Here is an 11,737-nt window from a genome sequence, read left to right on the forward strand (position 1 = left end):
GTTTTGCAGATGCGGTGTAGCGGTTCAACACTCGATGACGTTCACGGCCAGTCCGCCGCGCGACGTCTCCTTGTATTTCGTCTTCATGTCGGCGCCGGTTTCGCGCATGGTGCGGATCACACTGTCGAGCGACACCACGTGCTTGCCGTCGCCCTTCATCGCGAGGCGGGCCGCGTTGATCGCCTTGATCGCGCCCATCGCGTTGCGCTCGATGCACGGAATCTGCACCAGCCCGCCGACCGGATCGCACGTCATGCCGAGGTTGTGTTCCATGCCGATTTCGGCGGCGTTCTCGACCTGGGTGGGCGTGCCGCCCATCACGGCCGCGAGCGCGGCGGCGGCCATCGAGCAGGCCACGCCCACTTCGCCCTGGCAGCCCACCTCGGCGCCGGAGATCGACGCCGTTTCCTTGTAGATGATGCCGATCGCCGCGGCGGTCAGCAGGAAGTCGACGATGCCGGCGTCGTTCGCCGCATGCATGAATTTCACGTAGTAGTGCAGCACTGCCGGGATCACGCCGGCCGCGCCATTGGTCGGCGCGGTGACGACCCGGCCGCCCGCGGCGTTCTCCTCGTTGACGGCCATCGCGTACAGGTTGACCCAGTCGAGCATCGACAGCGGGTCGCGCAGCGATTCCTCCGAGTGTGCGCGCAAGCGCTCGCACAGCTCGGCCGCGCGACGCTTCACGTTCATCGGGCCGGGCAACTCGCCGCGCGCCTTGCAACCGCGCTCGACACATGCGGCCATCGTGCGCCAGATCGCCAGCAGCCCCTCGCGCACTTCGTGCTCGGGCCGGGTCGCGCATTCGTTGCGCAATGTCACTTCGGCGATGGACAGGCCGCTTTCGCGGCACACGCGCATCAGATCGGCGCCGGTGCGAAACGGATACGGCACCTCCGCGTTGGCGCGCCGGCCGTTCACGCGGTCGCCGTCGCGATTGACGACGAAGCCGCCGCCGATCGAGAAGTACTCTTTTTCGACGAGCAGTTGACCGTTCTCGTCGAAGGCCTGGAAGCGCATGCCGTTCGGATGCACGACGCCCGAGCCCGGCGCGCCCGGCATCAGCTTGCGCAAGAAGCCGACATGTTCGCGCTCGTCGAACGCGACCGGATGCTTGCCGAGCAGCACGAGCTGGCGGGTCTCGCGGATCGCGCGCAGCCGCGGCTCGATCAGCTCAGGATCGAGCCGGTCGGGCAGATTGCCTTCGAGGCCGAGCAGCACCGCCTTGTCGGTGCCGTGGCCCTTGCCGGTCGCGCCGAGCGAGCCGAACAGCTCGGCTCTGATGCGCCGCACGAAGCCGAGCAGATTCGCGTCCTCGATGTGCGATGCGAAGCGGCATGCGGCGATCATCGGCCCGACCGTGTGCGAGCTGGATGGACCGATGCCGATCTTGAACAGATCGAAGACGCTGACGTTCATGGCGTGCCTTGTGCGTTGTGTCTTGCGTGTTGCGTGTTGCGATGACCGGAAGCGCTTCGACTCGACTCATGCGCCCGGACGGAATGTGCGTCTATTGCACCGCACGCCGGGCCGGATCGATAGAATAAAAACGGCATCGCAATGGGATGGCGTCGTCAGGTGAACCGCCAGGCGGGTCTTCCGGCGCATTTGCGATGACTTGGGACGCATTTGCGACAGGCGGCCCGATTGCGGCCGGCAATGCTGAAGGTCCGTGGTGCTATCCTCGCTTCACCGTTTCGGTCAACGTTCGTTCCTCTTTCGCCGTTCTTTTCACCGACCCGCCGCGCGCATGAATTCCGCTGAAACGCTTGCCCCTCCCTCACTCGACACGGCCGCGAAGCAGCGCATCCGCTTCGGCATCATCCTGCTGCCGAACTTCACGCTGACCGCATTCGCGGGTTTCGTCGACCTGCTGCGCCTGTCCGCCGACGAAGGCGACTTCAGCAAGCCGGCGCGCTGTTCGTGGAGCGTGATCGGGGAAACCCTGGCTCCGGTGCGCGCGAGTTGCGGCATCCAGATCACGCCGTGGGAAACCTTCGAGACCGCCGGGAAGTTCGACTACGTGGTGGTGGTCGGCGGACTGCTGCACTCGGGGCCGGCCGCGAGCGAGGCGACGCTCGCGTTCATCCGCCGCGCCGCCGCCCGCGACGCGACGCTGGTCGGCATGTGCACCGGCGTGTTCTCGCTGATGCGCGCGGGCGTGCTCGACGGCCATCGGATCTGCGTGAGCTGGTTTCACTACTGGGATTTCATCGAGCGCTTTCCGTCGGTCGACGAACAGATGCTGGTCGCCGACCGGCTGTTCGTGATCGACCGGCGGCGCATCACCTGTTCCGGCGGCCGCGCGTCGATCGACGTCGCCGCCGCGATCCTGCTGCGTCATTTCGAAACCGCCACGGTGCAGAAGGCGCTGCGCATCCTGCTCGTCGACGACCTGCAGAAAGGCAACGCGCCGCAGCCTCATCCCCCCGGTCTCGCGCCGGCCTCGCATCCAAAGGTCAAGCGCGCGATCCTGCTGATGGAGCAGCACGTGGGCCGCGCGCTGCCGCTCGACGAACTGGCGGGCAAGCTCGATCTGTCGCCGCGTCAGCTCGAACGGCTGTTCAAGGCGCAGACCGGCAAGGCGCCGCAGGCCTACGCGAAGCAGGTGCGCCTGCGCACCGCCGCGTGGTTGTTGACGAGCTCAGACAAAACCGTCGCCGATATCGCGTCGAGCTGCGGCTTTTCGGACGCCTCGCACCTGGGACGGGAATTTCGCAAACAGTTCGGCGTGCCGCCGATGATGTATCGCGAACAGCGCGGCACGGCGGAGCAAGCCGACGACGGCTCGTGCTACGACGAAACGTTTCCGGGCCGCGCGCAGGCGATCTGAATCCGCGCGGCATGCGAGGCCGCGGCACCCGCTACTCCGGCATGCGCCGCTCGACGCTCGGCGCATGCCCGAACTGCGCGCGATAGGCCTTGCTGAAATGGCACGGAGAATGAAAACCGCACACCGTGGTCACGCGCGCGATCGACGCATCGGTATTGCGCAGCAGATCGCGCGCGCGGCGCAGCCGCAAGCTCAGGTAGTAATGCGTCGGCGACACGTTCAGGAATAGCTTGAACATCCGTTGCAAATGACGCTGCGACAGGTTGACGAGCCGGGCGAGTTCGTCGAGCGATAGCGGCTCCTCGATGTTCGCTTCCATCAGCCGCACCACTTCGATCAGTTCGGTGCGCGACAGGCCGACCCGCGCGTCGACCGGAATGTGCTGGTAATCGGTCGAGCCGCGAATCCGCTCGACGATGAATTGCTCGGACACCTGCGCGGCCACCGAGGCCCCCAGCCGCATGCCCACCAGATGCAGCATCAGATCGAGCGGCGCGGTTCCGCCGGTGCAGGTCAGCCGGTCGCGGTCGATCACGAACAGTTCGTCGTCGAAATGCACATGCGGATAGCGCTGGTGCAACGGCGACATGTCCTCCCAATGCACGGTCGCGCGATAGCCGTCGAGCAGCCCGGCCGCGAGCAGCGCATACGGACCCGTGCAGATGCCGCCGAGCGGCACGCGGTGCGCGGCCGCCTCGCGCAGCAGCGCGATCACCGCGTCGTTCACATACTCGCGCACGTGCCAGCCCGCGCACACGAACAGCAGGTCCGGCATGCCGGCCTCGGCGAGCGTGGTGGTCGGTTTCACCGTGATGCCGTTGCTCGCGCGCGCCGGCTCGCCGTCCGGCGTGATCACCGACCACCGGTAGTGCTGCGCGCGGCCCACGTAGTTCGCCATGCGCAGCACCTCGACCGCGCTCGTGAACGCGATCATCGAGAAGTTCGGCAGCGTCAGGAAGCCGACATGCGCGACGGCGCACAGCCGCGCATCGGCTTCGGCGGAGGCGATTGCGTCGCGCTTCATGGACGTATCGAATCAGGCCATCAACCGTGTTGCGCCGCCGGCTCGCGGCGCACTTTCATCGCATTGCGCAAACCGGCGAACAGGGGCGCGCGTACCTTGCCCGGCGCCCGGCCGAAGCTCTCGGTGATGCGGTCCAGAATGATCGCCAGCATCACGACCGACATCCCGCTTTCGAAGCCGAGTCCGATATCGAGCCGCTGGATGCTCGCGAGCACGTCGTTACCGAGGCCGCCCGCACCGACCATCGACGCGATGATCACCATCGACAGCGCCATCATGATGGTCTGGTTCACGCCGGTCATGATCGACGGCAGCGCGTTCGGAAACTGCACCTTGTACAGCAGTTGCCACGGCGTGCAGCCGAACGCCTGTCCCGCTTCGACGATTTCGCGATTCACGTGCTTGATGCCGAGCGCGGTCAGACGCACCGCGGGCGGCATCGCGAAGATCACCGTCGACAGGATGCCCGGCACGCGGCCGAGACCGAACAGCATCGCGGCCGGGATCAGGTAGACGAACGCGGGCATCGTCTGCATCAGATCGAGCACCGGGCGCACGATCATTTCGACGGCGCGGCTCTTCGCCATCCAGATGCCGAGCGGCACGCCGAGCACGAGACTGATCACCGTCGATGACAGCGTGAGGCCGAGCGTGATCACCATCTGATCCCAGAAGCCGGTGCCGTAGATCAGCAGCAGCGCCGCCAGCGTGAACAGCGCGAAGCGCCAGCCGACGCGCCACAAGCCGATGCCGACGAAAAACGCCATCAGCGCCCACATCGGCACGGCCTGCAAACCGTGCTCGACCGCCGCGGCGAAACTCTCGATGACCTTGCCGATCGTGTCGAAGGTCTGCGCGTCGTGATCGAGCAGGTAGTGAACGCCGTGATCGACCCACGCGCCAACTGGAATGACTTCAGACATGAGAACCTCGATGGCGCGTGAGAACGTTCAGCACGTTCGTCTTGTTGACCGAACCGCAGTAGGAGCCGTCCGCTTCGACGACCGGCAGCGGCGCGCGGCTCGCCACCACGCGCGCGACCACGTCGTCGAGCGGCGCGTTGCGGCGGATGCATTCGATCTGGTTGAGCTGCGGCGACGCGCTGCCTGTCGCATCGCGGCACACGAAGCCGCGAATCCGGCGCTCGCTATCGAGCACGAACGCGTAGTCGGCGCTGCCGTTGAGCGTCGCGGCGACGCTCGACGCGTCGATCTGCGGTGCGTGCATCAGCGGCACGTCGTCGGTCTGCATCAGATCGCCGGCCGTCAGATAGCGGCTCGTGTCGATGCCTTCGAAGAACGCTCGCACGTAGTCGTCGGCCGGATTCTTGATGATTTCCCGCGGCGTGCCGATCTGCACGACACGGCCGCCTTCCATGATCGCGATGCGCGTGCCGATGCGCATCGCCTCCTCCAGATCGTGCGACACGAACAGGATCGTGCGCTGCTGCTCGCGTTGCAGATCGAGCAGCACGTTCTGCATCTCCTTGCGCTTGAGCGGATCGAGCGCGGAGAACGCCTCGTCCATGATCATCAGCGACGGGTTGACCGCGAGCGCGCGCGCGAGCCCGACGCGCTGCTGCATGCCGCCCGACAACTCGGCCGGCAGTTTCTGCGCGAACGGTGCAAGGCCGACCTGTTCGAGCACCGTCAGCGCCCGCGCCTCGCGCTCCTTGCGGCCGACGCCCGCGACTTCGAGGCCGAACGCCGCGTTGGCCAGCACGCTGCGCTGCGGCATCAGCGCGAAGGACTGGAACACCATGCTCATGTCCTTGCGGCGCAGCGCGGTCAGCTCGGCGCGCGGCACGCTCGCGACATCGCGGCCGTCGATCAGCACCTTGCCGGCGCTGGGCTCGACGAGCCGATTGATCAGGCGAATCAGCGTCGACTTGCCCGAGCCGGACAGGCCCATCAGCACGAAGATCTCGCCCTCGCGAACCTCGAACGACGCGTTGTGGACGCCGACGATCTGACCGGTGCGGGCAAACACCTCTTCTTTCGTGGCGCCGCTGGCCAGCATCGCGAGCGCCTGTTTCGGGTTGCTGCCGAACACCTTGCACAGCCCTTCGACCACGACCTTGGGGGAATTCATCGAGTGCTCTCCTCGCTCGCGGACGTCCGTCCGCGCTGTGCCTACATAGTTGCCAGAAAAAAGTGCGGCTAACCGACTAATTCCGACAACCACATGAGGAAATGCGACACCCGGCCATGCCGTGGACGCTCGGCGCGGCAAGCAAACCCTTGTGGGAGAAAGGCTTGACGCGGGTTGGCCCGCGCGCGGAGCGTGTCGCGACATAGCAAGCGGCGCTCCCGGACGGCGGCGGGCGCGAGGCGCCTGAGAGGCGCCGGGTTCAGGAAATCGACACGCCCAGCAAGCGCCCGACGCCGAACGTGAACCCTGCCGCGATGAGCCCGATGACGATCTGGCGCAGCGCCGAAAACCCCGCGCTGCGTCCGTTGAACAACGACGTGAACACGCCGATCGACGCGAGCGCCAGCATGCTCAGCACGACACACTGCACGATTGCGCTGACGCCGCGCGTCCACAGGAAAGGCATCACCGGGAAAATCGCGCCGAGCGAGAACAGGCAGAACGACACACCCGCCGCCGACCACGGATTGCCGCCCAGTTCCGCCGGATCGAGACCGAGCTCCTCGCGCGTGAGGGTGTCGAGCGCCTTGTCCTTGTCGCGCATCATCTGCGAGGCCACGCGTTTCGCCTCGCTCGCGTCGAGCCCTTTCGCGCGGTAGATCAGCGCGAGTTCGTGCTCCTCCGCTTCGGGCTGTTCTTCGATCTCCTCGGCTTCCTTGGCGATCTGCGTGCTCGCGAGTTCGCGCGCATTGGTGACCGACAGCCATTCGCCGAGCGCCATCGAACAAGCACCGGCGATCAGCCCGGCGAGGCCGGTCAACAGGATCGCCTTGTTGCCGGTGCCCGCGCCGGCGACGCCCATGATCAGGCAGAAGTTGGACACGAGGCCATCGTTCGCGCCGAGAACCGCCGCGCGCAGATCGTTGCCCGACGCGGCGCCCTTGTGCCACGATTCGGCCGCGGCAATGCGCGCGCCGGACGACAGGTTGGCATTGCCGGTGCTCGCGAGCGTCTGCACGACGGCCGCGTGATGATGTTCGTCGGCCGACATGTGGCCCGCGTCGCGTTGGCCTTGATATTTGTTGCGGTCCGCGTATTCGGCTGCGGCGAGCGTCGGCAGCACGAAGTCCGCGCCGCACACGCGCACGAGCCCCTTCATCAGACGCGTCTTGACCGCATGGCCACGGCCCTTCGGTTCGATGCCATTGGCTCTGAGCTTGTCGGCCCACACTTGCGCGTGGCTGTGTTCGGATTGCGCGAGATCCTGATAGACCTGCTTGCGGGTCTCGTCTTTCTCGACCTGCGCGAGCGTCTCATAGAGGGCGGCGCTGTGCAGTTCGTCGGAGAGATTCGCCTTGTAGCGTTTCACTTCATGTTTCGTTGCCATGATCGCGCCTCGCAACTGCCCGGCGCCTCATCAACGATGAATGCCACGCCGGGCGTCCGCCTGTCCGTTACTGGCTGGCAGGCACACCAACGCCGGCCTTCTTCTGGGCTGCCTGCAGCTTGTCCGGATAGTTCGGATCGTTCTGCGCCGGCTGGTAGCCCGCGTCTTCGAGTTTCTTCAACTCGGCGTTCTTTTTCGCGCGGGCCTGTTTGCGCTCTGCCTTGCGCTCGGCCTTGGTCGGCTTTGGGGTGGTCGTCGTCGCGCCTTCCTGGGCTGCGGCATCCGTCGAGCCCTGCGCGAGCGCGAGCGGAATCGTACCGGCCATCAGTGCGACGGCCGAAACCCCCAGCATGATTCGTTTAATAGCGAAGCTCTTCATCACTGATATCCCCTGAAAAAATTGGCAATAACGTACGAATTGCGGCTGCGAATCGTGAACCACACGCCGGGTCGCGCAGCCTCCACGCGAACCCGTCAACGGGAGCTTACTGCCAAATAGCGGGATGCGGGTCGGGAGCGTGGACGGCTCCCGGCGGCCTCGCTTTCAGAATTCTCCGGGTTTTGCCGAGATTGACTCATGAACAACAGTGGCGCGGATCGATTTCATCATCTACTCGGACTGTCGCTTCGTATATGTCGGCCGGCTATTCGATGCCAAGACTGGGAAGCTGCTTGCACAGCGCACGTTCAGCACGCCTGTCCCCGATCTTTTCTGGTCAACGGGTCTGCGATACTCGCTGAATCCGTATTCGCCGCCCCGTTATCTCGGTCCGTCCGTCGAATTTTCCCGCGGAGATGGCGGTGAAGGAGATTCGAGTATTTCGTTACCTCCGTCGTTCTGGGACAAACTAGCCGCCGCGCGCCCGCGCTTATAGTCGGCTGCGTCGTATGCCGGTGCCTGTGTCGCACCGTGCTGGAATCAAGCCGCACGCACTTCCTTCCGCGATTCAGTTTTTTGGCATGTCCGCGCCGTCAGGAGTATCTTTTAACCGCGCCGGAAGCGCCAACACTACCACTCCTCTACAAGACAGACGCTTCCCAGAGTACAGACCTGCTCGACAAAGCGCGACGTTTGTAACATGCAACGAAGCGACATCAACTTATCGAGGATGGTGAAACAGTGAAAACAGTCAATCTTTTGAAGGTGCTCGGTATTGCATTGTGCGTGGCAACCGCATCCAGCGCCTATGCCCAGGCGAGCGACGCGCAGGCGCCCGCCGCCACGGCAGCCGCGCCGGCCACGACCGCCCCGTCGACGCGTGCGGCGGATCGCAAGCTCGGCCGCGACGTGCGGCGCGCGCTCGGTAAAGCGCCGGGCTTCAATGTATCGAACGTGTTCGTGCGGGCGCGCGGCGGCGCGGTGACGTTGACCGGCTCGGTGCCTCAAGGCGAAATGATCCAGCAGGCCGGCGATGTTGCGAAAGGCGTGCCGGGCGTGGCCTCGGTGACCAACAGACTCACCCTGAACCTGCCATCCCGCGGGAGTGGCGGGAGCTGAGCACAAGCTGGACGAAACTCAGCGCCGCACCAACCCAACCACATATCTGCACACCTCGGTGCCCGCATTGAAGAACTCGCATTCGACCGGCGCACCGAGTTGCAAACAATCCCCCGCTTCGAGCCGGTGCGTGAGCGCGCCCTCGCGAAACGTCAGCACCCCTTGCGTGACCCAGATCTGCTGATGCTGAAACACGAACGCATCCGACGGATAAGGCACCCTCACCCCAGTCGGCAATTCGATTTCGAGCAGTTCCAGCACGCCGCCGGTCGGCGGCGAAATACGCCGCCGCGTATAGCCGGTTTCGGGGTCCTCCCACAGCGGCTGGTCCGCATGACGCACGAGCCGCTCGCCGGTCTGCTCGGCGAGTGCGAGCAACGTGGACAGCGTTAGCCCGAACGCGCCCGACAGCCGCCCGAGCACCATCGCGGTCGGACTCGCCTCGCCACGCTCGATCTTGCTGATCATCGCCTTCGATACACCCGAGCGCTCGGCCAGCTCGGCAAGCGACCAGTTGCGCGCCTCGCGCTCGGTCTTCACGCGCGCGGAGATCGCCTGGGTCAGATCGATGGCGGAAGTTTCGGACATGGCGGGTTGTCGGTGCAGAGGTGAGTACCGCGAAATTATATCGATGCGATGCGGCAGCGGGCGTCCAAACGGCGTTCAACGCGCCCTCATCCACGTCAGCCAACCATGTCTTGCATAGTGATTTTTCGTCCACTATATTAAACGCAACGCCATCCCCCGAACCCGCTCATCAGCAGGAACACACCATGCCGAAGGAAATCGTTCTCAACGCGTTCGACATGAACTGCGTAGGCCACATCCAGCAAGGGCTATGGACCCATCCGCGCGATCAGTCCACGCGCTACACGGATCTGCAGTACTGGACCGACTACGCGCGCAAGCTCGAAGCGGGCCTGTTCGACGGCATCTTTTTCGCGGACGTGGTCGGCGTGTACGACGTCTACGGCGGCAGCCCGGACGCGGCAATCGGCGGCGCCGTGCAGGTGCCGGTCAACGATCCGACGCTGCTGATTCCGGCGATGGCCGCGCTCACGCGGCATCTGTCGTTCGGCGTCACGTCGAATCTGTCGGTCGAGCAGCCGTTTCTGTTCGCGCGCCGCATGTCGACGCTCGATCATCTGACGCGCGGCCGGGTCGGCTGGAACATCGTGACCGGCTATCTGGACAGCGCATCGCGCGCGATCGGCCTGAGCGGCCAGATGGCGCACGACGACCGCTACGATCTCGCCGACGAGTACATGGAGCTCGTGTACAAGCTGTGGGAATGCAGCTGGGAAGACGGCGCGGTGCTGCGCGACAAGGCGCGCGGCGTCTATGCGGACGCGTCGAAAGTCCACGTGATCCATCACCACGGCAAGCAGTACCGCGTCGATGCGATGCATCTCGCGGAGCCGTCGCCGCAGCGCACGCCGGTGCTGTATCAGGCCGGTTCGTCCGCGCGCGGCAAACAGTTCGCGGCGGCACACGCGGAGTGCGTGTTCGTCAACGGTCAGGCGAAGCCGGCGGTCAAGACGATCGTCGACGACATCCGCGCGCACGCGGTCGCCGGCGGCCGCCGCGCCGACGACATCAAGGTACTGCTCGGCCAGACCGTGATCACGGGCCGCACCGATCAGGAAGCGCGGGAGAAATTCGAGGAGTACCGCCGCTATGTGAGCTCGGAGGCGGCGCTGGTGCATGCGGCCGCGTCGCTTGGCATCGACTTCGCGCGCTACGACCTCGACGAGCCGATCGAAACGGGCAAGAGCCAGGCGATCGTGTCGAACGTCGAAGCGATGACGCGCGCGGCCGGTCCGCAATGGACGAAGCGCAAGCTGCTCGAACAGATGGTGCTCGGCAGCCGCCAGCAGCCGCTCGTCGGTTCGGCCGACAAAATCGCCGACGATCTGATCGCGTGGACCGAGCAAACCGGCGTCGATGGCTTCAATCTGTCGCGCACCGTCGTGCCCGAGTGCTTCGACGATTTCATCGAACTGGTCGTGCCGCTGCTGCAGGAGCGTGGCGCGTACAAGCGCGCGTATCGTGACGGCACGCTGCGCGAAAAGCTGTTCGGCCACGCGCGGCTGCCTGCGAGCCACACGGCGGCGCGCTTCCGTTCGCCGGCTTGCGCGGCGGCGCCGGACGACGAGGCTCGCGGCTAACTCGACCACCGTTGTTTTGGCGAACCCGACTTCCAGCAGAGGCCCCCATGCTTGACAAGAGCACGTTCCGCGACGCGATGGCCGGGCTTGGCGCGGCCGTCAACATCATCAGCAGCGACGGCAAAGCCGGCCTTGCGGGCTGCACCGCGTCGGCGGTCTGCGGCGTCACCGACGAGCCGCCCACCCTGCTCGTTTGCATCAACCGCAGCAGCCGCAACAACGCGGCGTTTCGCAGCAACGGCAAGCTCTGCGTGAACGTGCTGAGCGCCGAGCAGCAGGCGCTTGCCGCGCACTTCGCCACGAGCGCGCTCGCGATCGAAGAGCGCTTCGCCGCCGCGCAATGGGACGACCTCGCAACCGGCGCGCCGGTGTTGCAGGACGCGCTCGCGTCGCTCGACTGCGAGATCGAGTCGGTGACCGAAGTCGGTACGCACACGGTGTTCTTCTGCGCGGTGAAAGCCGCGCGCACGCAGGGCGCGGGCGATGCGCTGATCTACTACGGCCGCCGCTATCATCGCGTCGGCGAGCGCTCGGTTCACGCGACGCCCGCCGCTTCACCTGCCCCGCCCCACCCTCGCCAACGGCCTGCCCGCGATCGTCCGGCCGAATAGCGCGGCCGCGGTGCGCTCCGGATCGAGCGCAATACTTTCGCTCGCTGCACCGACGATCAACGCGTCGAGCAAAGCAGTCAGCGTCGGCTCACGCGATTCGCCATGCCGATGCGACGCGAACCCCC

Annotated in this window: 11 protein-coding genes; 4 read left to right on the forward strand and 7 right to left on the reverse strand. The window is 65.7% G+C overall.

From position 1 onward, the window contains the following. Positions 1–24: 24 nt before the first annotated feature. Positions 25–1,419, reverse strand: coding sequence for an L-serine ammonia-lyase (locus tag OKW35_RS28540; protein ID WP_429553777.1), 1,395 nt, complete (start codon positions 1,417–1,419; stop codon positions 25–27). A 331-nt stretch (positions 1,420–1,750) separates the two neighbouring features. On the opposite strand from OKW35_RS28540, the gene OKW35_RS28545 reads away from it, so the two are divergent. Then, entirely contained in the window at positions 1,751–2,833 is a 1,083-nt protein-coding gene (locus tag OKW35_RS28545; RefSeq protein WP_429553778.1) for a GlxA family transcriptional regulator, read from the forward strand. A gap of 31 nt (positions 2,834–2,864) precedes the next feature. Here OKW35_RS28545 and OKW35_RS28550 read toward each other — a convergent pair whose 3' ends face one another. The 5 genes from OKW35_RS28550 to OKW35_RS28570 all read right to left on the reverse strand — a co-directional run bounded on the left by OKW35_RS28550 (position 2,865) and on the right by OKW35_RS28570 (position 7,714). Continuing rightward, a complete protein-coding gene (locus tag OKW35_RS28550) occupies positions 2,865–3,857 on the reverse strand; it encodes a GlxA family transcriptional regulator (RefSeq protein ID WP_187611347.1) in 993 nt (330 codons plus the stop codon). A 20-nt stretch (positions 3,858–3,877) separates the two neighbouring features. After that, a complete protein-coding gene (gene choW, locus OKW35_RS28555; protein WP_184046843.1) occupies positions 3,878–4,780 on the reverse strand; it encodes a choline ABC transporter permease subunit in 903 nt (300 codons plus the stop codon). Beyond that, positions 4,773–5,948 carry a quaternary amine ABC transporter ATP-binding protein gene (locus OKW35_RS28560; protein ID WP_429493867.1) on the reverse strand — a complete coding sequence of 392 codons (1,176 nt, stop codon included), beginning with the start codon at positions 5,946–5,948 and terminating at the stop codon, positions 4,773–4,775. The genes choW and OKW35_RS28560 overlap by 8 nt, the downstream gene beginning before the upstream one ends. Before the next feature lie 259 nt (positions 5,949–6,207). Beyond that, the gene (locus OKW35_RS28565) at positions 6,208–7,335 is read right to left on the reverse strand and encodes a VIT1/CCC1 transporter family protein (RefSeq protein ID WP_184060241.1); all 1,128 of its coding nucleotides are present in this window, start codon (positions 7,333–7,335) and stop codon (positions 6,208–6,210) included. 67 nt (positions 7,336–7,402) lie between these two features. Then, positions 7,403–7,714 (reverse strand): hypothetical protein, encoded by a 312-nt coding sequence (locus OKW35_RS28570; protein WP_429354225.1) that lies wholly within the window; start codon positions 7,712–7,714, stop codon positions 7,403–7,405. Between the two features lie 741 nt (positions 7,715–8,455). Here OKW35_RS28570 and OKW35_RS28575 point away from each other — a divergent pair. Continuing rightward, positions 8,456–8,833: a BON domain-containing protein gene (locus tag OKW35_RS28575; protein ID WP_429553779.1), complete on the forward strand. Its 378-nt coding sequence runs from the start codon at positions 8,456–8,458 to the stop codon at positions 8,831–8,833. A gap of 18 nt (positions 8,834–8,851) precedes the next feature. Here the strand turns inward: OKW35_RS28575 and OKW35_RS28580 are convergent, their stop codons facing one another. Further along, on the reverse strand, positions 8,852–9,421 hold the full coding sequence (locus tag OKW35_RS28580) for a helix-turn-helix domain-containing protein (RefSeq protein WP_184060247.1): 570 nt from the start codon (positions 9,419–9,421) through the stop codon (positions 8,852–8,854). Positions 9,422–9,606: 185 nt separating this feature from the next. On the opposite strand from OKW35_RS28580, the gene OKW35_RS28585 reads away from it, so the two are divergent. Beyond that, entirely contained in the window at positions 9,607–11,001 is a 1,395-nt protein-coding gene (locus OKW35_RS28585) for an LLM class flavin-dependent oxidoreductase (protein ID WP_429553780.1), read from the forward strand. Positions 11,002–11,048: 47 nt separating this feature from the next. Then, entirely contained in the window at positions 11,049–11,612 is a 564-nt protein-coding gene (locus OKW35_RS28590) for a flavin reductase (protein ID WP_429553781.1), read from the forward strand. Positions 11,613–11,737: the final 125 nt, after the last annotated feature.

The organism is Paraburkholderia sp. MM5477-R1 (assembly GCF_050436385.1).
GTDB lineage: Bacteria > Pseudomonadota > Gammaproteobacteria > Burkholderiales > Burkholderiaceae > Paraburkholderia > Paraburkholderia tuberum.

Bases quoted from the DNA above. Each gene is read 5' to 3' on its own strand.
- OKW35_RS28585 (WP_429553780.1), top strand. From the start codon at position 9,607: ATGCCGAAGGAAATCGTTCTCAACGCGTTCGACATGAACTGCGTAGGC.
- OKW35_RS28550 (WP_187611347.1), bottom strand. From the start codon at position 3,857: ATGAAGCGCGACGCAATCGCCTCCGCCGAAGCCGATGCGCGGCTGTGC.
- OKW35_RS28540 (WP_429553777.1), bottom strand. From the start codon at position 1,419: ATGAACGTCAGCGTCTTCGATCTGTTCAAGATCGGCATCGGTCCATCC.
- OKW35_RS28560 (WP_429493867.1), bottom strand. From the start codon at position 5,948: ATGAATTCCCCCAAGGTCGTGGTCGAAGGGCTGTGCAAGGTGTTCGGC.
- OKW35_RS28570 (WP_429354225.1), bottom strand. From the start codon at position 7,714: ATGAAGAGCTTCGCTATTAAACGAATCATGCTGGGGGTTTCGGCCGTC.
- choW (WP_184046843.1), bottom strand. From the start codon at position 4,780: ATGTCTGAAGTCATTCCAGTTGGCGCGTGGGTCGATCACGGCGTTCAC.
- OKW35_RS28545 (WP_429553778.1), top strand. From the start codon at position 1,751: ATGAATTCCGCTGAAACGCTTGCCCCTCCCTCACTCGACACGGCCGCG.
- OKW35_RS28580 (WP_184060247.1), bottom strand. From the start codon at position 9,421: ATGTCCGAAACTTCCGCCATCGATCTGACCCAGGCGATCTCCGCGCGC.
- OKW35_RS28590 (WP_429553781.1), top strand. From the start codon at position 11,049: ATGCTTGACAAGAGCACGTTCCGCGACGCGATGGCCGGGCTTGGCGCG.
- OKW35_RS28565 (WP_184060241.1), bottom strand. From the start codon at position 7,335: ATGGCAACGAAACATGAAGTGAAACGCTACAAGGCGAATCTCTCCGAC.